Here is a 26,571-nt window from a genome sequence, read left to right as displayed (position 1 = left end):
TTCGACGCACCGTCCTGGTTCACCGCCGAACCCCGCACCACCGCCAGCACCGGATGCCCGTTGCGCCGCGCGTCCGACAACCGCTCCAGCACGAGGACGCCGAGCCCCTCGGAGAATCCGGTCCCGGCCGCGTCGTCGGCGAAGGAGCGGCAGCGCCCGTCCGGGGAGAGGGCGCCCTGCCGGCTGAACTCCACGTAGGTGCCCGGCGAGGCCATCACCGTCACTCCCCCGGCCAGGGCCAGGGTGCACTCGCCCTGCCGCAGTGCCTGCGCGGCCAGGTGCAGCGTGACGAGGGACGAGGAGCAGGCGGTGTCGACGCTGAGTGTCGGTCCCTCCAGTCCGAGGGTGTAGGCGACGCGGCCGGAGACGATGCTGCCGGAGCCGAAGCTGCCGAAGTAGTCGTGGTACATGACGCCGGCGAACACGCCGGTGCGGCTGCCGCGCAGCGACACGGGGTCGATACCGGCGTTCTCCAGCGCCTCCCAGGAGCCTTCGAGCAGCAGGCGCTGCTGCGGGTCCATGACGAGGGCGTCGTGGGGGCTGATGCCGAAGAACCCGGCGTCGAAGTCGCCGGCGTCGTGCAGGAACCCGCCCTCGCGGGTGTACGAGCGGCCCGGGACGCCCGGTGTCGGGTCGTACAGGCCGGGATCCCACCCCCGGTCGTCGGGGAAGGGCGTGATGCCCTCCCCGCCGTCCGCGACCAGCCGCCACAGGTCCTCCGGGGAGCGGACACCACCCGGGTAGCGGCAGGCCATGCCGACGATCGCGACCGGTTCCCGGGCCGCCGCGGTCAGCGTGCGGTTGCGTTCCCGCAGCCGCTCGATCTCCTTGAGCGAGGCGCGCAGCGCCTCGACCATCCTGGTGTCCGGCTTCTCGGACTCGGCCATGGTCCTCTTCCTTGTCGCGGGCGTCGTCACAGGGCGTCGTCGTCCCCGACGAGATCGTCGAGCGCCATGGTGATCAGGCTCTCGGCGTCCATCGCGTCGATCGACGGGCCGGCCTCGCCGTCCTCCGCCGGCTCCGGCGCGGGCCGTACTCCTGCGAGTTCGAGCAGACTGTCCAGCAGACCGGCCTCGCGGAGCCGCCCCACGGGGATGGCGGCGAGCGCGGCCCGGACGGTGTCCTCCTCGTCGCGCGCGCCGTCGCCGGTGCGCGGGGCCAGCTCGGCGTCGAGGTGGTCGGCGAGCGCGGCCGGGGTGGGGTGGTCGAAGACGAGCGTGGCGGTCAGCCGGAGGCCGGTCGCCTCGTTGAGCCGGTTGCGGAACTCGACGGCGGTCAGCGAGTCGAAACCGAGGTCCTTGAAGGGCAGATCCTCCTCGAACTCCTCGATGCCGAGGACCGCGAGCGCCTCCTCCCGTACCAGCCGGAGCAGCCGCTCGGTCCGCTCGGCTGCCGCGAGTCCCGCGAGTTCACGGCGCAGCGCCGTCGCGGCGGCCGACGCCCCGGGCCCGGTCCGGCGCGGTGCCCGCACCAGGGAGCGCAGCAGCGGGGCGACGCGGGCGGCCTCGCGCGGGGCGAGGTCGAGGCGGGCCGGCAGCAGGACCGGTTCGTCGCGGCCCGCGCCGGCGTCGAACAGGGCGAGCCCCGTCCCGGCGTCGAGGGCGAGCACACCGCCGGAGGCCATGCGGCGGGCGTCGGTGCCGCCGAGCCGGTCGGCCATGCCGCCGCTGCCCGCCCAGGCGCCCCAGGCGAGCGAGACCGCGGGCAGGCCGAGCGACCGGCGGTGGGCGGCGAGGGCGTCGAGGAACGTGTTGCCGGCGGCGTAGCCGGACTGGCCGGGGCTGCCGAGCAGGCCGGCCGCGGAGGAGAACAGCACGAACGCGGTCAGGGGCCGCTCGCGGGTCAGTTCGTGCAGGTGCCAGGCGGCGTCCAGCTTCGGCCGCAGTACGCTGTCCAGCCGCTCGGGGGTGAGCGAGGTCAGCACCGCGTCGGCGAGGACACCCGCGGTGTGCACGACCGCGCGGACCGGGTGCTCGTCCAGGACCCGGGCGAGGGCGGCGCGGTCGGCGGCGTCGCAGGCCACGACGGTCACCTGCGCGCCGAGCCTCGCGAGGTCCTCGCACAGTTCGGCCGCGCCGGGTGCCTCGGGTCCGCCCCGGCTGAGCAGCACCAGCCGCTCGGCGCCGTGCGCGGTGACCAGGTGCCGGGCGACGAGCCGGCCCAGGGCGCCGGTGCCGCCGGTGACGAGGACGCCGCCGGACCAGTCGGCCGGGGCGGCCTCGGCCGGCCGCGGGGCGCGGGTCAGCCGGGGGACGCTCGGCGCGCCGGCGCGCAGCGCCAGCTGGGGTTCACCGCAGGCCACGGCCGAGGGCAGCAGCCGGCGGGAGGCGTCCGCGTCGTCCAGGTCGACGAGGACCAGACGGTCGGGGTGCTCGGACTGCGCGGAGCGGATCAGGCCCCAGGCAGCGGCGGCGCCGGGATCGGTGACGTCCCCGGGACCGGTCGCTCCGCTCGTCGCCACCACCAGTGCCGTGCGGGCGAACCGGGTGTCGGCCAGCCAGTCCTGCACCAGGTGGAGCAACTGCCGCACACCGGCCCGGACCGCGTCCGCCCCGTCACCTCCCGGGTGCAGGACGACGAGGGTGTCGGGGGCCTGTCCGGCGGCCTCGGCGAGGTCGCCGGCGACGGCCACCTCGGCGACCTCGCCCGCGAGGGCGGCGGACAGCTCCTCGCGGCCGGGGCCGAGTACGGTCCACCGCCCGGCCTGCGGGGCCGCGGGCACGGACACGGGCACCCAGTCCAGGGCGAACAGGTCGTCGTGTCCGCCCGCTGCGGCTGCGGCGATCCGCTCCGGGTCCACCGCGCGCAGCGACAGGGACGCCACCCGCGCGACGGGCCGGCCGGTCTCGTCGGCGGCCTCGACGCGTACCGCGTCGGTGCCGGCCGGGGCGATCCGCACCCGCAGGGCGGTCGCGCCCCGCGTGTACAGCTCCACGCCGTTCCACGCGAAGGGCAGCGTCATGCGCTCCTCGGCTCCCGCGCGCAGCCCGATGGTGTGCAGGGCGGCGTCGAACAGCGCCGGGTGCAGGCCGAAACCGGCGCCGTCGGCCGGGACGGCGACCTCCGCGTACGCCTCGTCACCGCGCCGCCAGGCCGCGCGCAGGCCCTGGAAGCGGGGCCCGTACTCGGCGCCCAGCTCCGCCAGCCGCTCGTAGACACCGTCCAGGTCGACCGGTTCGGCGCCGGGCGGCGGCCAGGCGGCGAGGTCGTGTCCGGGCCGCTCCTCGGCGGGCCGCAGCAGGCCGGTGGCGTGGGTGGTCCACGGTTCGCCGTCGGCCGTGGCCGCGTAGACGCGGAAGGCGCGGGCGCCGGTCGCGTCGAGCTCGCCGACCGTGCACTGGAGGCGGACGGCGCCGTCCTCGGGCAGCACCAGCGGTTCGGTGACGGTCAGGTCCTCCACTGTGCCGCAGTCCACGCGGGCCCCGGCGGCGAGGGCCATCTCCACGAAGGCGGTGCCCGGCAGCAGCGGCACTCCGCCGATGCCGTGGTCCGCCAGCCAGGGGTGGTCGGCGAGCGAGAGGTGCCCGGTGTACAGGGTGCCGTCGGCGCCGGCGAGTTCGACGGCGGTGCCGAGCAGCGGGTGGTCGCCGGCCGGGCGCGGCAGGCCCGGGTCGCCGGTCATCCAGTAGCGGCGGCGCTGGAAGGCGTAGGTGGGCAGTGCGGAGCCGTCGCGGTGCGGCAGCAGGGCCGTCCAGTCGACGGTGGCACCGTGGACGTGCAGGGCGGCGAGCCCGCTCTGCAGGGCCTCGGTCTCCTCGCGGTCCTTGCGCAGCAGGGGTACGACGGCCGTCCCGTCGGGCAGGCACTCGTCGGCCGCGGCGGTCAGGGCCGTGCCCGGGCCGACCTCGGCGAAGTGTCGTGCGCCCGCCTCGTGCAGCGCGCTCACGGCGTCGGCGAAGCGCACGGCCTCGCGGGCGTGCCGCACCCAGTACTCGGGGGTGGACAGCTCGTCGGGGGCGGCGGGGGCACCGGTGAGGGTGGACACCAGCGGGATGCGCAGTGTTCCGTACGACAGCGAGGCCGCGATCTCGCGGAACTCCTCCAGCATCGGGTCCATCAGGGCCGAGTGGAAGGCGTGGCTGACGGCCAGCTCCTTGGTGCGCTCGAAGCGGGCGGCCAGCGCGCGGGCCGCTTCGGCGGGGCCGGAGACGACCACGGACGCGGGACCGTTGACGGCGGCGATCCCGACCCCGTCGCCCAGCAGCGGCGCGACCTCGTCCTCGGTGGCGCGGACCGCGATCATCGCGCCGCCCTCGGGCAGGGCCTGCATCAGGCGTCCCCGGGCGGCGACGAGCGTGCAGGCGTCCTGCAGGTCGAGCACGCCCGCGACGTGGGCGGCGGCGAACTCGCCGACGGAGTGACCGGCGAGCAGGTCGGGCCGGACGCCGAACGACTCCAGCAGCCGGTACAGGGCCACTTCCACGGCGAACAGCGCGGGCTGGGTGTACTCGGTGCGCTCCAGCAGCTCGGCGGAGTCCAGGACCTCGGCGAGCGGCCGGTCCAGCAGCGCATCGAGACGGCCCCGGACCTCGTCGAAGGCGGCGGCGAAGGCGGGGAACGCCGCCGCGAGGCGGGTGCCCATCCCCGGCAGCTGCGAGCCCTGCCCGGAGAAGAGGAGGGCGAGCCGGCCGTCGGTGGCGGTACCGAGGACGCCGGTCCTGGGGGTGCGGCCCTCCGCCACGGCCCGGACGCCCGCGACCAGTTCGTCCCGGGTACGGCCGAGGACGGCGGCGCGGTGGCCGAGCCGGGTGCGGGCGTGGGCGAGCGCGCCGGCGATACGGTGCGCGTCGCCGTCCGGGGCGGCGGCGAGGTGCTCCAGGAGTCGGGCGGCCTGGGCGCGCAGGGCGTCCGGGGTGTGGCCCGACAGCAGCCACGGCACGGTGCCGGTGGGCGGAGCGGCGGGCTGCGCGGCCGGCTCTTCGACGGGGGCGGCCTCGATGATCACATGGGCGTTGGTGCCCGAGATACCGAAGGAGGAGATGCCCGCGCGGCGCGGACGCCCCGGGTCCGGCCAGGGACGGGACTCGGTGAGCAGCCGGACGTTGCCGCCCTCCCACTCGACGTGCCGGGAGGGCCGGTCGATGCCGAGGCTGGCCGGCAGGGTCTCGTGGCGGATGGCCTCGACCATCTTGATGACGCCGGCGACACCCGCGGCGGCCTGGGTGTGGCCCAGGTTGGACTTGACCGAGCCGAGCCACAGCGGGCCCTCCTCGGTGTGCTCCGCGCCGTAGGTGGCGATCAGCGCCTGGGCCTCGATGGGGTCGCCGAGGGTGGTGCCGGTGCCGTGCGCCTCGACGACGTCGACCTCGGCCGCCGTGACGCCGGCCGACTGCAGGGCGCGGCGGATGACCCGCTGCTGGGCGGGGCCGTTGGGGGCGCTGATGCCGTTGGAGGCGCCGTCCTGGTTGACGGCGGTGCCGCGCAGCACGGCGAGGATCTTCCGGCCGTTGCGGCGGGCGTCGGAGAGCCGCTCCAGCAGCAGGACGCCGGCGCCCTCGCCGAAGCCGGTGCCGTCGGCGGCGTCCGCGAAGGGCTTGCAGCGGCCGTCCCGGGACAGGCCCCGGTGCCGGCTGAACTCCACGAAGGTGCCCGGGGTGGCCATGACGGTCACTCCGCCCGCCAGCGCCAGCGAGCAGTCGCCCTGCCGCAGCGCCTGAGCGGCCAGGTGCAGGGCCACCAGGGACGAGGAGCAGGCCGTGTCGACGGAGAGGGTGGGGCCCTCCAGGCCCAGGGTGTAGGCGACCCGTCCGGAGACCACGCTGCCGGAGCCGAAGCTGCCGAAGTAGTCGTGGTACATCACGCCCGCGAACACGCCGGTGTCGGAACCGCGCAGGCCCGCGGGGTCGATGGAGGCGCGTTCCAGCGCCTCCCAGGAGGTCTCCAGCAGCAGCCGCTGCTGGGGGTCGGTGACCAGGGCCTCCTCGTCGTCCATGGCGAAGAACGCCGGGTCGAAGTCGGCCGCGTCGTAGAGGAACGCGCCGTGCCGGGTGTAGCTGGTGCCGGGCCGGTCCAGGGTCGGGTCGTAGAGGTTCTCGACGTCCCAGCCCCGGTCGGCGGGGAACTCGCCGATGGCGTCGCGGCCTTCGGCCACCAGCCGCCACAGGTCCTCCGGTGAGCCGATGCCGCCGGGGAAGCGGCAGGCCATGCCGACGACGGCGATCGGTTCGTCGGTGACGGCGCCGCGGGGCGCGGTGCGTGCGGTGGCCTCGGCGAGGCTGCCGGTGAGCTCGCCGAGCAGGTACCTCGCCAGCTCGGCCGGGGTAGGGCGGTCGAACACGAGGGTCGCGGGCAGGCGGAGACCGGTCGCCGCGGCGAGCCGGTTGCGCAGTTCGACGGCGGCCAGCGAGTCGAAGCCGAGTTCCCGGAAGGCCAGGGAGCGGCCGACGTCCTGGGCGGAGCGGTAGCCGAGGATGGTCGCGACGTGGCTCTGCACGAGTTCGGTGAGGAACGGTTCGCGCTCCGCCTCCAGCAGCCCGGCGAGCCTCTCCCGCAGGGCGTCGGCCCCGCCGGCCGCGGTCCGCCCGGTGGCCGCACCGGCCCGGCGCACGGGCACGAGGCCGCGGAACAGCGGGGCCACGTCCTCGCCCTGGGCGCGCAGCGCGGCCATGTCCAGCTTCACCGGCAGGACGGCGGGGGCGTCGCCGCGCAGAGCGGCGTCGAACAGGGCGACCCCCTCCCCGGTCTCCAGGGGGGCGACTCCGCCGCGGGCGATGCGTGTGAGGTCCGTGTCGTCGAGCGTGCCGGTCATGCCGCCGGCCTGTGCCCACAGCCCCCAGGCCAGGGAGTGCGCGGGCAGCCCGAGGGACCGGCGGTGCGCGGCGAGGGCGTCCAGGTAGGCGTTGGCGGCGGCGTAGTTCGCCTGGCCCGGCGAGCCGAGCGTGGCGGCGGAGGAGGAGAACAGCACGAACGCCGACAGCTCCAGGTCCGCGGTGAGTTCGTGCAGGTTCCACGCGGCGTCGGCCTTCGGCCGGAACACCGTGTCGATCCGCTCCGGGGTGAGGGAGGTGAGCACACCGTCGGCGAGGACTCCGGCCGCGTGGATCACGGCGGTCAGCGGCCGGTCGGCCGGTACGGCGTCCAGCACGGCGGCGAGCGCGGCCCGGTCGGCGACGTCGCAGGCGACGCTCGTCACCTCGGCGCCCGGCTCGCGGAGTTCGGCGACGAGGTCGTCGGTGGCGCCGCTGCGGCTGACCAGCAGCAGGTGCCGGACGTTCCGCTCGCCGACCAGGTGGCGGGCGACGATGCGGCCGAGGGCACCGGTCGCGCCGGTGAGCAGGACGGTGCCGCCGCCCAGGTCGAGGCTGTCGCCCGGCTCAGTGGCGGGGGCCGGTGCGTGAGCGGCCGGCTCCTGCGCGTTCGGGCTCGGTTCGGCCGGGGCCGTGTCCGGCCCTTCGGTGGTGACGCGGGCCAGCCGGGGCACCAGCCAGGTGCCGTCCCGGAACGCCAGGTGCGGCTCACCGGTGGCCACCGCCTCGGCCAACCGCTCGGCGTCCGGCTGCTGTTCTGCCTCGACCAGCACCACGCGGCCCGGATGCTCCGACTGGGCCGAGCGGACCAGGCCGCCGGCGGCGGCGCCCGCCGGGTCGGTGCCGGTGACGACCACGAAGGTGAGGTCGTCGTGGGCGAGCCGCGTGCGCAGCTCGTCCAGGACCGTGCCGACGGCCGCCCGGGTCTCGGCGGCGCTCACACCGGCCGGGACCCGCACCACCTCCGTCGTGGAAGCGGTCGCCCCGGCCGAGGGAGCCGAGGGGGCCGGTACCCAGTCGACCCGGTACAGCGCGCCCGCGCGGGCCGAACGGGCCGCGGCGGCCAGCGCCTCCGTCCGCAGGGGCCGCAGGGTGAGCGAGTCGACGGTGGCGACGGGCGCGCCCGTGGGATCGGCGAGCGTGAGGGAGACGGTGCCCTCGCCGGTGGCCCGGACCCGGACGCGCAACGCGGTCGCGCCGGTGGTGTGCAGCCGTACTCCGGACCAGGCGAACGGCAGCAGGGCCTGGTCACCCGCGGCATCGGTGAGGCCGACGGTGTGCAGGGCGGCGTCCGACAGGGCCGGGTGCAGTGCGAAGCCGTCGGGCACGGCGTCGGTGGCGACCTCCGCGTAGAGGCCGTCGCCGGTGCGCCAGGCGGCGCGCAAGCCCTGGAACAGGGGCCCGTACCCGAGGCCGAGGGCGGCGAGTTCGTCGTACAGGCCGTCGAGCGGGACGGGTTCGGCGTCCGGCGGGGGCCATGCGGTGAGCGGGTCGGCGGCGGCCGGGAGGGTGCCGGTGGGGGCGAGCAGGCCGTCGGCGTGGCGGGTCCACGGCAGGTCCTCGTCGGGGCTCTCCGGGCGGGACCAGACGGTCACCGGGCGGGTGCCGCCCTCGGGTGCGCCGACGGTGACCTGGAGCTGGACGGCGCCGTGGTCGGGCAGGACCAGCGGTGCGTGCAGGGTGAGTTCGGCGATGTCGCCGCAGCCGACCTGGTCACCGGCGCGCAGGGCCAGCTCCAGGTGCCCGGTGCCGGGGAAGAGCAGCCGGCCGCCGACCCGGTGGTCCTCCAGCCAGGGCTGGGTGCTCGGGGAGAGGCGGCCGGTGAGGACGGCGCCCTCGCTGTCGGCGCGCACCATCGCGGCGCCGAGCAGGGCGTGGTCGGTGGGGGCGAGTCCGGCGGAGGTGACGTCGGCGCCGCTCGCGGTGCTGTCGAGCCAGTACCACTCGTGCTGGAAGGCGTAGCCGGGCAGCGGGACGCGGCGCGGGCGGCGGCCCTCGGCCACGGCGGTCCAGTCGACGGTGGCGCCGTGGGTGAACGCCTCGCCCAGGGCGGTGAGCAGGCGGTCCCGGCCGCCTTCGTCGCGGCGCAGGGAGCCGACGGCGGCCACGGCGTCGTCGGTCTCCTGGATGCCGACGGTCAGCACCGGGTGCGGGCTGGACTCGATGAACAGCTGGTGCCCGTCGGCGACGGCGGCGCGTACCGCCTGCTCGAAGAGCACGGTTCCGCGCAGGTTGGTGTACCAGTAGTCGGCGCCGAGTTCCGTGGTGTCGACCGGGCCGCCGGTGACCGTCGAGTAGAACGGCACCTGGGCGGCGCGCGGTTCGATGCCGCCGAGGACGTCCGCGAGGCGCTCGCGCAGGGTCTCGACGTGGGCGCTGTGCGAGGCGTAGTCGACGGGCAGGCGCTTGGCGCGGACCTTCTCCTGCCGCAGCTGTGCGAGGAGTTCGTCGAGGGCGTCGGGGTCGCCGGACACCACCGTGGAGGCGGCGCCGTTGACGGCGGCCACCGACAGCCGGCCGTCCCAGGCGGCGAGCCGGGCGCGGACCGCGTCGGCGGCCTCACCGACGGACATCATGCCGCCCGATCCGGACAGCAGCTCGGCGATGGCCTGGGAGCGCAGGGCGACGACGCGGGCGCCGTCCTCCAGCGACAGGGCGCCCACCGCGCAGGCGGCGGCGATCTCGCCCTGGGAGTGGCCGATGACGGCGGCCGGGGTGACGCCGTAGGCGCTCCAGGTGTGTGCCAGGGACACCATGACGGCCCACAGCAGCGGCTGGACGACGTCCACGCGGTCGAGGTCGCCGCTCAGCTCGGTGGAGAAGTCCCAGTCGATGTACGGCGCGAGGGCGGCGGCGCACTCGGCCATGCGGGCGGCGAACACCGGGGACTCCGTGCGGAGCCGAGTGGCCATGCCGGGCCACTGGGAGCCCTGGCCGGGGAAGACGAACACGGGCCGGGCGCGGCCGGGCGCGGTGCCTTCGGCGAGGTTGCGGGCGGTACTGCCGTCGGCCAGCGCGGCCAGCGCGCCGCGCAGCTCGGCCGCGTCGGCTCCGGTGATCGAGGCGCGGTGCGCGAAGCGGGCGCGGGTGGTGGCCAGGGACCAGCCGATGTCGGAGGGGTCCAGCTCGGGATGCGTGTCGAGGTGACCGAGGAGGGCGGCGGCCTGGCCGGCGAGCGCGGCGGGCGTCCTGGCGGTCAGCAGCCACGGGGCGGCGAGGCCGTCGGGTCCGGTGTGCCGCGGCTCGGCGGGAGCGGGCGGTGCCTGTTCGAGGATGACATGGGCGTTGGTGCCGCTGATGCCGAAGGAGGACACCCCGGCGCGGCGCGGACGGCCCTGCCGCGGCCACTCCCGCCGCTCGGTCAGCAGCCGCACGTTCCCGGCGTCCCAGTCGACCTTCGTGGACGGCCGGTCCACGTGCAGCGTCTTCGGCAGCACCCCGTTGCGCATCGCCATCACCATCTTGATGACGCCCGCCACACCCGCGGCGGCCTGCGTGTGCCCGATGTTGGACTTCACCGAACCCAGCCACAACGGCTCGTCCCGCTCCTGACCATAAGTCGCCAGCAGCGCCTGCGCCTCGATCGGATCCCCCAGCGTCGTCCCCGTGCCGTGCGCCTCCACGACATCGACGTCGGCGGTGGTGAGGCGGGCGTTCTCCAGGGCTTCGAGGATGACGCGTTCCTGGGAGGGTCCGTTGGGGGCGGTGAGACCGTTGGAGGCGCCGTCCTGGTTGACGGCGGTGCCCCGGACGACGGCCAGCACCTTGTGGCCGTTGCGGCGGGCGTCGGAGAGCCGTTCCACCACCAGGACGCCGACGCCCTCGCCCCACACGGTGCCGCCCGCCGCGTCCGCGAAGGCGCGGGTGCGGGCGTCGGGGGCCAGCGCGCCCTGCCGGCTGAACTCGATGAAGGTCTCCGGGGTGGCCATCACGGCGACACCGCCGACCAGCGCGAGGCTGGACTCGCCCTGCCTGAGCGACTGGGCGGCCAGGTGCAGCGCGACCAGGGAGGAGGAGCAGGCGGTGTCGACGGACAGGGACGGGCCCTCCAGGCCGAGGGTGTAGGCGATGCGGCCGGAGATGATGCTGCCGGAGCCGAAGCTGCCGAAGTAGTCGTGGTACTGGACGCCGGCGAACACGCCGGTGCGGCTGCCCTTGAGGGTGTGCGGGTCGATGCCCGCGCTCTCCAGCGCCTCCCAGGACGTCTCCAGCAGCAGCCGCTGCTGCGGGTCCATGACGAGGGCTTCCTTCGGGCTGATGCCGAAGAATCCGGCGTCGAACTCGCCCGCCTCGTGCAGGAATCCGCCCTCGCCGACGTAGGAGGTGTCGGGGCGCTGCCGGGTGGCGTCGACGATGCGGTCCACGTCCCAGCCCCGCGTGGCGGGGAACGGGGTGATGGCGTCGGTGCCGTCGGCGACCAGCCGCCACAGGTCCTCCGGGGTGCGGACGCCGCCCGGGTAGCGGCAGGCCAGGCCGACGACGGCGAGCGGCTCGTCCGCGCGTGCCTTTCCGGTGCGACGGCCGCGGCGCGCCGCGCCCTCGGCGCCGCCGACCAGGGTGCCGAGGTGGGCGGCGAGCGCCTCGGGCGAGGGATGGTCGAAGACGAGGGTGGCGCTCAGACGCCGGTCCAGCTCGGCGGAGAGGGAGTTGCGCAGCTCGATGGCGGCGAGCGAGTCGAAGCCGAGGTCCTTGAAGGCCCGGTCGGTCTCCACGCTGTCGGGGTTCGCGTGCCCCAGCACGGCGGCGACGTGGGTGCGGATCGTGTGCAGCAGGGCCTCGGCGCGTTCCTCGGCCCCGAGGGCCGCCATCCGCTCGGCGAAGCCGGTGTCGGCGCCCTCGGCGACGGCCTCCCGGCGTACCGGCCGTCCCGCCAGTGCGCGGAGGACGGGCGCGAGGCCGGTGCCCTGGGCCCGCAGCGCGGGGAGGCTGAGCCGCACCGGCGCCAGGGCGGGCCGGCCGGCGCGCATCGCCCGGTCGTACAGGGCGGTGCCCTCCTCGGCCGACAGGGCGGTCATGCCGCCGCGCGCCATGCGGGCGCGGTCGGCCTCGTCGAGGGAGCTGGTCATGCCGCCGGAGGGGGCCCAGGGCCCCCAGGCCAGCGACAGCGCGGGGGCGCCCTGGGCGTGGCGGTGGGCGGCGAGGGCGTCCAGGACGGCGTTGGCGGCGGCGTAGTTGCCCTGGCCCGGGGCGCCGACGGTGCCGGCGACGGACGAGAACAGCACGAACGCCGCAAGGCCGGTGGTCAGTTCGTGCAGGTGGAGGGCGCCGAGGGCCTTCGGCGCGAGGACCGTGTCGATCCGTTCGGGGGTGAGCGAGGAGACCACGCCGTCGTCGAGGACGCCCGCGGCGTGGACGACCGCGGTGAGCGGGTGCTCGGCCGGGATGCCGGCCAGGACGGCGGCGAGGGCGTCGCGGTCGGCGACGTCGCAGGCGTGTGCGGTCGCCGTGGCGCCGAGGCCGGCGAGTTCGGCGATCAGGCCGTCGGAGGTGCCGGACCGGCTGAGCAGCAGGAGGTGACGTACGCCGTGGGCGGTGACCAGGTGGCGGGCGAGCACCGGCGCCAGGCCGCCGGTGGCACCGGTCAGCAGGACCGTGCCCGCCGGATCGAGGGTCGGCTGCGCGGAGTCGGCGGGGGCGTCGGCGCGCACCAGCCGGGCGGCGTGGGCCGTGCCGGAGCGCACCGCGAGCTGCGGTTCGCCGGAGGCGAGGACGGCGGGCAGTACGGCGTCGGCGTCCGTGCCCGGGTCGAGGTCGAGCAGCACGAACCGGTCCGGGTGCTCCGACTGCGCGGACCGCACCAGCCCCCACACGGCGGCCCCCGCCAGGTCGGGTACGTCCTCCCCCGCGACGCTCACCGCGCCGTGGGTGACGACGGCCAGCGGGCGTGGGTCGTCGTCCTGGAGGGCGGCGAGCGCGAGGTGCAGGGCCTCGCGTACGGCGGCGGCGTCCGTACCGGGGGTGCTGTGCAGCACCCGGTGGTCGGTGTCGGGGGCGTCGGTCTCCAGGGGCAGGGGCTGCCAGTCGAGGGCGAACAGGGCGTCGGCGCCCGGGTCGCGGGCGCTGCGCAGACGGGTGAGCGGGCGGGAGGCGAGCGAGGTGACCGTGGCGACGGGGGCGCCGGTGGCGTCGGCCAGGTCGACGGCGAAGGCGTGGGGGCCGGTGGGCACGAGCCGGGCGCGCAGCACGCGGGCGCCGACGGCGTGCAGGGTGACGCCCGCGAACATGAAGGGCAGCCGGGCGGTGTCGTCGGCGGATCCGTCGCCGAGCAGGGCCAGGGAGTGCAGGGCGGCGTCGAACGCGGCGGGGTGCAGGCCGAAGCGGGGCGCGTCGGCGGCGGGCCGCTCCGGCAGCCGCACCTCGGCGAAGAGTTCCTCGCCGCGCCGCCAGGCGGCCGTCAGGGCCTGGAAGGCGGGCCCGTACTCCAGTCCGGCGGCGGCGTGCCGTGCGTACAGGCCGCCCGTGTCGAGGGGCTCGGCGTCCTCGGGGGGCCAGGTGTCCAGGCGGGTGCCGGGGGTGCCGGTGTCCGCGGCGAGGGCGCCGGAGGCGTGCAGGGTCCACGGCTCGTCGGCGGGCAGGCTCTCGGCGCGGGCGTACACGTGCACCGTGCGGGCGCCGGACGGGTCGGGTGCGCCGACGGCGACCTGGACGCGTACACCGTCGTCCTGGGGCAGTACCAGCGGTACCTCCAGGGCGAGTTCCTCCAGCCGTCCGCAGCCGACCTGGTCGCCGGCGCGGACGGCCAGCTCGACCATGGCGGTGCCGGGGACGACGACCGAGCCGCCGACGACGTGGTCGGCGAGCCAGGGGTGGGTGCGTACCGACAGCCGGCCGGTGAGCACGGCACCGTCGGAGTCGGCCAGCATCGTCGCCGCGCCGAGCAGGGGGTGGTCGGCGGAGTCCAGGCCGGCGGAGCCGACGTCGCCGACGGCCTCGGCCGTCTCGGGCCAGAACCGGTCGCGCTGGAAGGCGGTGGTGGGCAGGTCGACCGTGCGGGCGCCGGTGAACAGCGCGGTCCAGTCCACGCTCGCCCCACCGGTGTACAGCCGGGCCACGGCGGTGAGCAGGGTCTCGGTCTCGTCGTGCTCGCGGCGGGTGGCGGCGGCCAGCACGGCGTCGGTGTCCGTGCCGTCGGCGGTCAGGCACTCGCGGGCCATGGCCGTCAGCACGGCGTCCGGGCCGAGTTCGAGGAAGCGGGTGACGCCCTCGGCGGCGAGGGAGCGTATCCCGTCGTGGAAGCGGACCGCCTCGCGCACGTGCCGCACCCAGTAGTCGGGCGTGGCGATGTCCTGGGTGGCGAGGGCACCCGTGACGTTGGAGACCACCGGGACGGTGGCCCGGTGGTAGGTCAGGGACTCGGCGACCGCCCGGAAGTCGGCCAGCATGGGTTCCATGAGCGGCGAGTGGAAGGCGTGCGAGACCTTCAGCCGGCGGCTCTTGTCGAAGCGGGCGGCCACCGCCTCGGCCTCCGCGGCGTCGCCGGAGATCACCACGGAGTCGGGGCCGTTGATCGCGGCGATGCCGATCCGCTCGGTGAGCAGCGGGCGTATCTCGTCCTCGGTGGCGCGTACGGCGATCATGGCGCCGCCCTCGGGCAGCGCCTGCATGAGCCGGCCGCGCGCGGCCACCAGCGTGGTCGCGTCCGTGAGGTCCAGGACGCCCGCGACGTGGGCGGCGGCGATCTCGCCGATGGAGTGCCCGGCCAGGTAGTCGGGCGCGATCCCCCAGGACTCCACCAGCCGGTACAGCGCGACCTCGAAGGCGAACAGCGCGGTCTGGGTGCGGGCGGTGCGGTGCAGGGGCTCGGGGTCGTCGCCGAGGACGAGGTCGCGCAGGCCACCGTCGAACAGCGCGCAGATCTCGTCGAAGGCGCGGGCGAAGACCGGGAAGTGCGCGTACAGCTCGCGGCCCATGCCGGCGCGCTGCGCGCCCTGCCCGGTGAACAGGAAGGCCGTCTGCCCCTTGCGGACGCGGCCGGAGGCGGTGCCCCGACCGCCCTCGGCGACCCGGTTCATGGCCGCGCACAGCGCGTCCCGGCCGTCGCCGAGGACCACGGCCCGGTACTGGTGGGCGGTGCGGGTGGCGGCCAGGGAGTGGGCGACGTCCACCGGGTCCAGGTCGCCGGCGGCGGTGACCAGGCGGGCGGCCTGTTCCCGCAGGGCGCGCTCGGTCCGGCCGGAGATCACCCACGGCACCAGCGGCGGCGCCGTACGGGGGCCGGGCTCGTCCGGTTCCTCGGCCGGGGCCTCCTCCAGGATGGTGTGCGCGTTGGTGCCGCTGGCGCCGAAGGAGGACACGGCGGCCCGGCGCGGGCGGCCGGGGTCGGTCCAGGGCCGGTTCTCCGTGAGCAGCCGGACGTGGCCCTGCTCCCAGTCGACCTTGCCGGACGGCTCGTCGGCGTGCAGCGACTTCGGCAGGACGCGGTGCCGCATCGCCATGACCGCCTTGATGATGCCGGCGACGCCGGCCGCGGCCTGGGTGTGCCCGATGTTGGACTTCACCGACCCCAGCCACAGCGGGGCGTCCTCGGGCCGCTCCTGTCCGTAGGTGGCGAGCAGGGCCTGCGCCTCGATGGGGTCGCCCAGCGTGGTACCGGTGCCGTGCGCCTCCAGCAGGTCCACGTCGGCGGGGCCGAGCCGCGCCGCGGCCAGCGCGGCGCGGATGACGCGGCGCTGGGACGGCCCGTTGGGGGCGGTCAGGCCGTTGGAGGCGCCGTCCTGGTTGACGGCGGAGCCCCGGACGACGGCCAGCACCTCGTGGCCGTTGCGGCGGGCGTCGGAGAGCCGTTCCAGCACCAGCATGCCGGCGCCCTCGCTCCAGCCGGTGCCGTCCGCCGTGTCCGCGAAGGACTTGCAGCGGCCGTCCGGGGCGAGGCCGCGCTGCCGGGAGAAGGCGATGAAGTTGCCGGGCGTGGCCATCACGGTCGCGCCGCCCGCGAGGGCGAGGGTGCACTCCTTGTTCCGCAGCGCCTGTACGGCCAGGTGGACGGCGACGAGCGCCGAGGAGCAGGCGGTGTCGATGGTGACGGCCGGACCCTCCAGGCCCAGGGTGTAGGAGATGCGGCCGGAGATCACGGCGGCCAGGACGCCGGTGCCGAGAGCGGCCTCGCTGTCCTCCGGCATCTTCGCCAGGAGGTCCTTGTAGTCCTGGCCGTTGGTGCCGGCGAACACCCCGATGCGGGCGCCGTGCGCCGAGTCGGGGGCGATCCGGGCCCGTTCCAGAGCCTCCCACGACACCTCCAGCAGCAGCCGCTGCTGGGGGTCCATCGCGACCGCCTCGCGGGGGCTGATGCCGAAGAAGTCCGGCTCGAAGCCCGCCGCGTCGTCCAGGAACCCGCCGCGCGTGACGTACGTCTTGCCGGTGGCGTCCGGGTCGGGGTCGTGGAGCGTGCCGATGTCCCAGCCCCGGTCGTCGGGGAAGTCACCGATGGCGTCGGTGCCGTCGTGGACGAGCCGCCAGAACTCCTCCGGAGTGGTGACGCCGCCGGGGAAGCGGCAGCTCATCCCGACGATGGCGATGGGTTCCCGGTCCTGGGTCTCCACCTCGCGCAGCCGCTGACGGGTCTGGGCCAGGTCGGCGGAGACCCGCTTGAGGTAGGAGAGCAGCTTTTCGTCGTTGGTCATCGGGTGTCGCCACTCCTGTGCGAAGAGGTGGACTGCGGTGCGGCCGGGGTGTCGTGGGAGGGCCGGGTCACGCCGTGCCGAGTTCGTTGTCGATGAAGGCGAAGACGTCGTCGGCGGAGGCCTCCTCCAGCCGTCCGGCGACGGCGGCGGCGTCCTGGCCGAGCGTCTTGTTCAGCTCCCCGAGCAGGGTCTGCAGGCGGGTGGTGATCCGTCCCTGCTCGATGTCCTCGGCGGTGAGGTCGCCGAGCCGGGCCGCGACGCGGTCGAGTTCGGCGACGACCGAGTCCACCGAGGTGTCGGCGCCGGCGAGTTCGCTGCCCAGGTGTTTGGCGAGGGCGGCGGGGGTGGCGTAGTCGAAGATGAGCGTGGCCGGCAGCGGCACCCCGGCGGCGCCGCTGATCCGGTTGCGCAGGTCGACCGAGGTGAGCGAGTCGAAGCCGAGGTCACGGAAGGCGGTGGTCGGCTCGACCGCGTCGGCGCCGCCGTAGCCGAGGACCGCGGCGGCCTGGCCGCACACCAGTTCCTGCAGGGCGCGGTCGCGTTCGCCGCCGGTGAGGCCGGCGAGTTTCGCGGCGAAGCCGTCGAGGCCGTTCGCCTCCGGTGCGCCCGTGCCGCGCCGTGTCTCGGGCAGCGTGGACAGCAGGGGGCTGGGCCGGCTCGACGTGAACGCGGGCGCGAACAGGGACCAGTCGACGTCGGCGACGGTGACGGTGGTGTCACCGCCGTCCAGGGCGCGCCGCAGCGCGGTGAGGGCGCGGTCGGGGTCGAGGAGGGACATGCCCATCGCGCGGGCGGCCGAGCGGACGGTGCCGTGCGCGGCCATGCCGTCGCCGCCCCACGGTCCCCAGGCCACCGAGGTGGCGGGCAGTCCGGCGGCGCGCCGGTGTTCGGCGAGGGCGTCGACGTAGGCGTTGGCGGCGGCGTAGTTGGCCTGTCCGGCGCCGCCGACGGTGGCGGTCAGGGAGGAGAACAGCACGAACGCCGACAGGTCCCGGTCCGCGGTCAGTTCGTGCAGATGGCGGGCGGCGTCGGCCTTGGGGGCGAGGACGCCGGCGAACCGGTCGGGGGTGAGCGCGTCCAGGACGCCGTCGTCCAGGACGCCGGCGAGGTGCATCACCGCGGTGAGGGGGTGCTCGTCCGGTACGGAGTCCAGCAGGGCGGCCAGCGCCCGGCGGTCGGTGACGTCGCAGGCGGCGAGGGTCACCTCGGCGCCGGTGCCGGTGAGTTCGCGGACGAGGTCGGCGGCGCCGGGCGCGTCCGTGCCGCGGCGGGAGACCAGCAGCAGGTGGTCCGCGCCCTCGGCGGCGAGCCAGCGGGCCACGGCCGTGCCGACGGCGCCCGTCGCGCCGGTGACCAGGACCGTGCCGGACGGCTTCCAGGGGGCGCCGGCGCGGGCCGGGGCGTGCTCCAGGCGCCGGCCGTAGGCGCCGGACTCGCGGACGGCGACCTGGTCCTCGCCGCCGGCGTCGCCGAGCAGCGCGGCCAGCCGGGCGACGGTCTGCGGCCCGAGGTCGGCGGGCAGGTCGACGAGTCCGCCCCAGCGGTCGGGGTGTTCCAGCGCGGCGACCCGGCCGAGGCCCCACACCCGTGCCTGGGCGAAGCCGGTGACGGCGGCGGCCGTCCCGTGGGCGACGGCGTCGCGGGTGACGCACCACAGCGGGGCGGTGATCCCGGTGTCCCCGAGGGCCTGCACGAGGGCGGCGGTGGCGGCCGGTTCGGTGGCCGGCGCCAGCAGGGACAGCACACCGTCGGCACCGTCCCGGCCGGCGAGCAGCGCGGCCAGCTCGGCCCGGCCGGCCGCCTCCGGTGCGGTGAGGGTGTCCACCCGCAGCCCCCGGTCGGTGAGCCCGGTCAGGACAGCGGTCGTCCAGGGGTCGTCGGCGGCGGGTACGACGGCCAGCCAGTGGCCGCCGAGCGCCGGGGTGGCGGCGGGGGCCAGCGGCTCCCAGGTGACGCGGTACCGCCAGCCGTCGGCGGCGGCGTTGGTCTGCCGCTGCTCGTGCCAGGCGGCCAGGGCGGGGACGACGGTGGCGACGGAGGTCTCGTCGGCGATGCCGAGCGTGGCGGCGACGGCGGTGACGTCCTGGTCCCGGACCAGCTCCCAGAACGGGTCGGCCGCGTCACCGCCCGCGCGGGCCGCCGCGGAGCGCTCGGCCTGGAGGATGGGCGCGTCCTCCCAGTGCCGGTCGCGGCGGAACGGATAGGTGGGCAGGCCGACCGTGCGTCCGCCGGCGAACACGGCCGTCCAGTCGGGTCCGGTGCCGGTCAGGTGCAGGCGGCAGACGGCGTCGACGAGGGCGGCGTCCTCGGCGCGGTCGCGGCGCTGGGTGCCGATGACGTCGGGCACCACGTCCTGCGCCATGGTGGTGAGCACCGAGTCGGGGCCGACCTCCAGGAAGCGGGTGGCGCCCTCGGCGGCCAGCGCGGTCACGCCGTCGTGGAAGCGGACGGCCTCGCGGACGTGCCGCACCCAGTAGTCGGGCGAGGTGAGTTCGTCGGCCGTGCGGCCGGTGACGTTCGAGACGACCGGCAGCGAGGGCTCGTGGAAGGTGAGGCCCGCCAGCACCTCGCGGAACGCCTCCAGCATGGGATCCATACGGTGGGAGTGGAAGGCGTGCGACACCTTCAGCCGGGTGCTCTTCTCCACCTTCCCGGCGACGGCGAGGACCGCGTCCTCGTCTCCGGAGATCACCACCGCGCGCGGGCCGTTGACGGCCGCGATGTCGACCCCGTCGGTGAGCAGCGGCACCACCTCGGCCTCGGTGGCCAGCAGGGACACCATCGCGCCGCCGGACGGCAGCTCCTGCATCAGCCGGCCGCGGGCGGCGACCAGCGTGACCGCGTCCTTCAGGTCCAGTACTCCGGCGACATGTGCGGCGACGACCTCGCCGATGGAGTGCCCGGCGAGCAGGTCCGGGCGGATGCCCCAGTGCTCCAGCAGCCGGTACAGGGCGGTCTCGAAGGTGAACAGGGCGGCCTGGGTGTGGACTGTCTGGTTCAGGGGGGCGGGGTCGGTGTCCTCGTCGAACATCACCTCGCGCAGCGGCCGGCCGAGGTGTGCGTCGAAGGCGGCGCAGATCTCGTCGAAGGCGGCGGCGAACACGGGGAACGCGGCGTGCAGGGTGCGGCCCATGCCGGGCCGCTGGGAGCCCTGGCCGGAGAACAGCACGGCGAGCCGGCCGGGTTCGGGGGCCGCCACGGCCGGCCGGCTGCCGTCGGCGACGGCCCGCAGACCGGCCAGGAGTTCGTCGCGGTCGCGGCCGGTGACGGCGGCCCGGTGGGTGAACAGGGTGCGCGTGGTGGCCAGCGAGTGGCCGACGTCGTACGGGTCGAGGTCACCGGCGGCGGCGAGGAGCCGCTCCGCCTGCCGCTGGACGGCGTCGGAGCCCTTGCCGGACAGCACCCAGGGGATGACGGGCAGCGCGGCGCGTTCCGGGGCGGGCCGCCCGGTCTCGACGGCCGGTGCCTGCTCCAGGATGGTGTGGGCGTTGGTGCCGGAGATGCCGAAGGAGGACACTCCGGCGCGGCGCGGGCGTCCGTCGGGGGTGTCCCAGGGGCGGGGCTCGGTGAGCAGCCGGACGTCGCCGGCGCTCCAGTCGACGGCGGTGCTGGGCGTCTCGGCGTGCAGGGTGCGGGGCAGGGTGCCGTGGCGCATGGCCATGACCATCTTGATGACGGCGCCGACGCCGGCCGCGGCCTGCGGGTGGCCCATGTTCGACTTGATGGAGCCGAGCCAGACCGGCCGGTTCTCCGGCCGGTCCTGGCCGTAGGCGGCGATGACGGCCTGGGCCTCGATGGGGTCGCCGAGGGTGGTGCCGGTGCCGTGCGCCTCGACGGCGTCGATGTGGTGGGGGGCGAGCTGCGCGTCGGCGAGAGCCTGCCGGATGACGCGGATCTGGGCCGGACCGCTGGGCGCGGTCAGGCCGTTGGAGGCGCCGTCCTGGTTGACGGCCGAGCCGCGGACGACGGCGAGCACCTCGTGGCCGTTGCGCAGCGCGTCGGACAGCCGCTCGACGAGCAGCATGCCGGCGCCCTCGGCCCAGGCGGCCCCCGCGGCGTCGTCGGAGAAGGAGTGGCAGCGGCCGTCGGGGGACAGTGCGCGGCGCTCGCTGAACTCGATGAACATCTCGGGGCTGGCCATGACGGCGGCGCCGCCCGCGAGCGCGAGGGAGCACTCGCCCTTGCGCAGCGACTGGATCGCCGAGTGCAGGGCGACCAGGGAGGAGGAGCAGGCGGTGTCCATGGTGACCGCGGGGCCCTCCAGGCCCAGGGTGTAGGCGATGCGGCCGGAGACGATGCTGCCGGAGATGGTGCCGCCGATGTAGTCGTGGTGCATCAGGCCGACGAAGACTCCGGTCGGGGTGCCCTTGACGGTGGTGGGGTCGATGCCGGCCCGCTCGAAGGCCTCCCAGGTGACCTCCAGCAGCAGCCGCTGCTGCGGGTCGGTGCCGGGGGCGTCCTTGGGGCTGATGCCGAAGAACGCGGGGTCGCACTCGGCGGCGTCGTGCAGGAAGCCGCCGTGCCGGACGTAGGACTTGCCGGGGGCGCCGGGCTCGGGGTCGTAGATCGCCTCGACGTCCCAGCCGCGGTCGGTGGGGAACTCGGTGACGACGTCGATGCCCTCGTCGACGATGCGCCACAGGTCCTCCGGGGTGCGTACGCCGCCGGGGTAGCGGCAGCCCATGCCGATGATGGCGACGGGCTCGCGGTCCTGCTCCTCCAGTTCCCGTACGCGGCGGCGGCTGCGCTCCAGCTCGGTCGTGGCCCGCTTGAGGTAGTCGCGGAGCTTGCCGGCCGTGGCCGAGTCTTCCATCACAGGGCTCCCAGTTCGTTGTCGATCCTGGCGAAGAGTTCTTCGTCGCTGGCTTCCCGGAAGTCCCCCGGCGCGTCGGGCTCGGTGTGCCGTCCGTGGGTGTCCTGCCAGCTGCGCAGCAGCGCTTCGAGGCGTGCGGTGACGCGGGCGTGGCTGCCGTCCTGGTCGGGCAGGGCGTGCAGCGCTGTTTCGAGGCGGTCCAGCTCGGCCAGCGCCGACCGGGCCCGGTCGGCCGGGCCGGGCACGAGCGCGGTCCTGAGGTGGGCGGCGAGGGTGAGGGGGGTGGGCTGGTCGAAGACGAGCGTCGCGGGCAGGGTCAGTCCGGTGGCTCCCGTGAGGAGGTTGCGCAGTTCGACGGCGGCGAGCGAGTCGAAGCCCATCTCCTGGAAGGCGCGGTGCGGGTCGACGGACTCCGGTGAGGGGTGTCCGAGCACGGCGGCGACGTGGGTGCGGACCAGCTCCAGCAGGGCGCGGTCGCGTTCGGCGTCGGCCAGCGGAGCCAGCCGCTCGCGCCAGGAGCGGTCGGGTGCGCCCGCGGCGGGTTCGGTGCCGCGCCGCCGGGCGGGCCGCACCAGGCCGCGGAGCAGCGCGGGTACGCCGTCCGGCCGGGCGCGTACCGCGGTCGCGTCCAGGCGTACGGGGACCACGACCGCGTCCTCGCCGCCGAGTCCGGCGTCGAAGGTGCGCAGCCCCTGGGCCGGGGTGAGCGGTGGCAGGCCGAGCCGGCGCAGCCGCTCCAGGTCGGCCGTGTCGATGCCGGCGCTCATGCCGCCGGAGCCGGACCACAGACCGTAGGCCAGTGACACGGCGGGCAGGCCGAGGGAGCGGCGGTGGGCGGCGAGGCCGTCGAGGAAGGTGTTGGCGGCGGCGTAGTTGGCCTGGCCGCCGCCCACCAGCAGACCCGCGGCGGAGGACAGCAGGACGAAGGCCGTGAGGTCCTTGTCGCGGGTCAGTTCGTGCAGGTTCCAGGCGGCGTCCGCCTTGGGCCGCAGCACCCGGTCGACCTTGTCCGTGTCGAGGGTGGCCAGCACGCCGTTGTCGACGACGCCGGCGGCGTGCACCACGGCCCGCACGTCGTGCTCGGCGAGCAGCGCGGCCAGGTCGGCGCGGTCGGCGGCGTCGCACCGGGCGAGGGTCACCCGGGCACCCGAGGCGGCGAGTTCCTCGCGCAGCGCGGGGGCTCCGGGGGCGTCGGCGCCGCGCCGGCCGGCGAGCAGCAGGTTCCGTACGCCGTGCTCGGTGACCAGGTGGCGGGCGATCAGGGCGCCGAGCCCGCCGGTGCCGCCGGTGATCAGAACGGTGCCGTCCGGGTCCCAGGCGACCGGGCCGCCGGGCTTCGCCCGGGCCAGCCGCGGCACGCGCACCTCGCCGTCCCGGATCGCGATCTCCGGTTCGCCGGCGGCGAGCGCGGTGGCGAGAGCGGGTCCGGGGGCGGCGCTGCCGTCGCTGTCGATCAGCAGGAACCGGCCCGGGTTCTCGGCGTGGGCGGCGCGGACGAGTCCGTGCAGGGGGGCGTGGGTGAGGTCGCCGGTGCGCAGGAGCACGGCGAGCCGCCGGCCGGCGCAGCGCTCGTCGGCCGCCCAGGTGCGCAGGGTGTCCAGGGTGGTGTTCACCCGGTCGCGTACCGAGGCCGGCAGGTCGGCCTCGGCGTCGGGGGCGGCCGGTACGGACAGGACCACCAGGTCGGGCACCGGGCCCGCGGCGGTGAGCGCGGTGAGGTCGGCATGCCACGGCGCGTCGAGGCCGCTGTCCGTGCCGCCGCACACGGCCCGCGCGGGGAGCCCGGTGGCGGCGGGGACGGGCGCCGGGACGAGGTCGACCCGGTAGAGCGGGTCGTCGCCGTCCCCGGCGAGCTGTTCGGCGGAGACGGGGCGGGCCACGAGGCTGCGCACGGTCGCGACGGGCGCCCCGGTGGCGTCCGCGAGGGTGAGGGTGACGGCGTCGGGGCCGGACGGGGCGAGGTGGAGGCGCAGGGTGTCGGTGCCGGCCGCGTGGAGGGTGACGCCGCCCCAGGCGAACGGCAGCACCGCCTGCCCGCCGGGGAGGTCGAGCAGGTTGACGTGCAAGGCGGCGTCCAGCAGCGCCGGGTGCACGCCGAACGCGGCGGCGGTGGCGCGGGCGCTCTCGGGCAGGGCCGCCTCGGCGAACAGTTCGTCGCCGCGGCGCCACATGGCGCGCAGGCCCTGGAAGACCTCGCCGTAGCCGTAGCCGGTGCGGGCCAGTGCGGGGTAGAGACCGTCCAGGTCGACCGGTTCGGCGTCCGCGGGCGGCCATGCGGTGAGGCCGGCCGGGCTCGCCTGGTCCGTGCCGGTGACGAGGCCGGCGGCGTTGCGGGTCCAGGGGGCGTCGGGGGTGTCGGCGCGGCGGGACCAGACGGTCAGCTCCCGGCGTCCGTCCCGTTCCCCGCCGACGGCGACCTGGACGGCGAGCGCGCCCTGCTCGGGCAGGATCAGCGGGGCGTGCAGGGTGAGTTCCTCCAGGGTGCCGCAGCCGGTGTGCTCTGCGGCCCGCAGGGCCAGCTCGACGAAGGCGGTGCCGGGCAGCAGCACGGTTCCGTGGACGGCGTGGTCGGCCAGCCACGGGTGGGAGGCGAGGGAGAGCCGGCCGGTGAGGACCGCTCCGCCGGTGTCGGGCAGGTCGGTCGCGGCGGTCAGCAGCGGATGGCCGGTGGCGTGCTGTCCGAGGCCGTCGGCGTCACCGCTGCCGCCCGCGCCGGCCTCCAGCCAGAGTCGTTCGCGCTGGAAGGCGTAGGTGGGCAGGCCGGCGGGCCGGGCGCCGTACGGTGCGAAGAACGCCGTCCAGTCCACGGCGGCGCCCGCGGCGTGCAGCCGGGCCACGGCCGTGACCAGGTCGCGTTCCTCGTCGCCGTCGCGGCGCAGACCCGCGACGGTCACGCTGTCCGCGGGCACGCAGTCCGCGGCCAGGGCGGTGAGAGCCGCGTCGGGGCCGACCTCGAGGAACGCGCGGACGCCCAGCTCGTGCAGGGCGCCGACGGCGTCGGCGAAGCGTACGGCCTCGCGGGCGTGCCGCACCCAGTACGCGGGCGTGGACAGCTCGCCCGGACCGGCCGGGGCGCCGGTGAGCGTGGAGACGAGCGGGATCCGTGGCTCCGCGAAGGAACACTGGGCGGCGGCCTGGGCGAACTCGGCGAGCATCGGCTCCATCAGCGGCGAGTGGAAGGCGTGCGAGACCTTCAGCCGCTTGCTCTTCCCGAAGCGGGCCGCGAGCGCGCCGACGGCGTCCTCGGCACCCGAGATCACCACGGAGCGGGGTCCGTTGACGGCGGCGAGGCCGACCCGGTCGTCCAGGTGGGGGGCGACCTCGTCCTCGGTGGCGCGCAGCGCGGCCATGGCGCCGCCCGGGGGCAGCGCCGCCATCAGGGTGCCGCGGGCCAGCACGAGCCGGACGGCGTCCGGCAGGGACAGCACGCCGGCGACGTGGGCGGCGGCCAGTTCGCCGACGGAGTGCCCGGCCAGATGGTCGGGCGTCACGCCCCAGGACTCCAGGAGGCGGTAGAGGGCGACCTCGGTGGCGAAGAGGGCGATCTGCGCGTAGTCGGTACGGGTGAGCAGGTCGGCGTCGGTGTCGATCACGTCGGCGAGCGGCCGTTCCAGGCTCTGGTCGGCGAGCGCGCACACCGCGTCGAAGGCCTCGGCGTAGACCGGGAAGGCCCGGTGCAGGGCGCGGCCCATGCCGGGCCGCTGGGCGCCCTGTCCCGTGAACAGGAAGGCGGTCTTGCCGCCGACCGGGGTGAGCGGGGTCGCGGCGGCGAGGCCGGCGAGCAGTTCGCCGGTGTCGCGGCCGACCGCGACGGCGCGGTGCTCGAAGCGGCCGCGGGCGGTGGCCAGCGACAGCCCGAGGTCGGCGGGGCGGGCGGCGGGGTGCGCGTCGAGGTGGTCGCGCAGGCGCGCGATCTGTCCGGTGAGCGCCTGCCGGGTCCGGCCGCTGACGATCCAGGGGACGTGCCCGTCCTGTCGTACGGGCGGGTCGTCCGGCTCCGTGGCGGGCGCCTGTTCCAGTACGACGTGCGCGTTGGTGCCGCTGATGCCGAAGGAGGACACGGCGGCGCGGCGGGGCCGTCCGGCGTCGGGCCACGGGCGGGACTCCAGGGCCAGTTCGACGGCGCCCGCGCTCCAGTCCACCTGGTCGGTGGGGGTGTCGACGTGGAGGGTGGGCGGAACCACGCCGTGCTGCATGGCCAGCACCATCTTGATGACGCCGGCGACGCCCGCGGCGGCCTGCGTGTGCCCGAGGTTGGACTTGACCGAGCCGAGCAGCAGCGGCCGGCCGGCGGGGCGTTCGCGGCCGTACGTCGCGAGCAGCGCCTGTGCCTCGATGGGGTCGCCGAGGGAGGTGCCGGTGCCGTGCGCCTCGACCACGTCGACGTCGGCGGCGGTGAGCCCGGCACCGGCCAGCGCCTGCCGGATGACCCGCTGCTGGGACGGTCCGTTGGGCGCGGTCAGCCGGCTGCTGGCGCCGTCGGAGTTGACCGCGCTGCCGCGGACGACGGCGAGGACCGGGTGGCCGTTGCGCCGGGCGTCGGCGAGCCGTTCCAGCAGCAGCACGCCGGCGCCCTCGCCCCAGCCGGTGCCGTCGGCCGCCGCGGCGAACGCCTTGCAGCGGCCGTCCGGGGCGAGTCCGCGCTGCCGGCTGAAGTCGACGAACGTCTCCGGTGTGGACATCACGGTGACGCCGCCGGCCAGGGCGAGCGAGCACTCGTCCGCCTGCAGTGCCCGCACGGCCCAGTGCAGGGCGACCAGCGAGGAGGAGCAGGCGGTGTCGACGGTGACCACCGGGCCCTCCAGGCCGAAGGTGTAGGCGACGCGTCCGGAGGCGATGCTGGCGGCGCTGCCGTTGGCGAGGTAGCCGTCCAGGTCGTCGGGGACGGCGGTGAGGCGGGTGGCGTAGTCGTTGTACATCACGCCGGCGAACACGCCGGTGCGGCTGCCGCGCAGGGAGGCCGGGACGATGCCGGCGCGTTCGAACGCCTCGTGGGAGGTCTCCAGCAGCAGCCGCTGCTGGGGGTCCATGGCGAGGGCCTCGCGGGGGCTGATGCCGAAGAAGTCGTAGTCGAAGTCGGCGGCGTCGTGCAGGAATCCGCCGGTGCGGGCGTATGTCTTGCCGGGCCGCGCCGGGTCGGGGTCGTACAGCGCGTCCACGTCCCAGCCGCGGTCGGCGGGGAAGTCGGACACCGCGTCCGTTCCCGTGGCGACCAGGTCCCACAGCTCCTCGGGGGTGGTGACGCCGCCCGGGTAGCGGCAGCCGATGCCGACGACCGCGACCGGGCCGTGTGCGCGTTGCTCGTTCTCGCGCAGCCGTCGCCGCGCCTCCCGCAGTTCCGCGGTCGTCCGCTTGAGATAGTCGAGCAGTTGCTCTTCGTTAGTCACCAGCG

The 26,571-nt window shown here is 76.1% G+C and carries 4 protein-coding genes; all 4 read right to left on the bottom strand.

Annotated features, from left to right (window positions below):
* Window positions 1-887 (bottom strand): beta-ketoacyl synthase N-terminal-like domain-containing protein (locus ACZ7KF_RS39370; RefSeq protein ID WP_471086728.1); only part of this gene is annotated, 887 nt, incomplete at its 3' end.
* A gap of 26 nt (window positions 888-913) precedes the next feature.
* Window positions 914-16,366, bottom strand: coding sequence for an SDR family NAD(P)-dependent oxidoreductase (locus ACZ7KF_RS39365; RefSeq protein ID WP_471086725.1), 15,453 nt, complete (start codon window positions 16,364-16,366; stop codon window positions 914-916).
* A gap of 67 nt (window positions 16,367-16,433) precedes the next feature.
* Window positions 16,434-21,182 (bottom strand): type I polyketide synthase, encoded by a 4,749-nt coding sequence (locus ACZ7KF_RS39360; protein ID WP_471086722.1) that lies wholly within the window; start codon window positions 21,180-21,182, stop codon window positions 16,434-16,436.
* The gene (locus tag ACZ7KF_RS39355; protein ID WP_471086720.1) at window positions 21,179-26,566 is read right to left on the bottom strand and encodes a type I polyketide synthase; all 5,388 of its coding nucleotides are present in this window, start codon (window positions 26,564-26,566) and stop codon (window positions 21,179-21,181) included. Before ACZ7KF_RS39355 ends, ACZ7KF_RS39360 begins: the two co-directional genes overlap by 4 nt.
* Between the last annotated feature and the right edge of the window lie 5 nt (window positions 26,567-26,571).

Source organism: Streptomyces sp. NPDC038200 (genome assembly GCF_055600785.1).
Note: the sequence above shows the minus strand (reverse complement) of the source record. Positions and strands in the feature narration are given on the sequence as shown.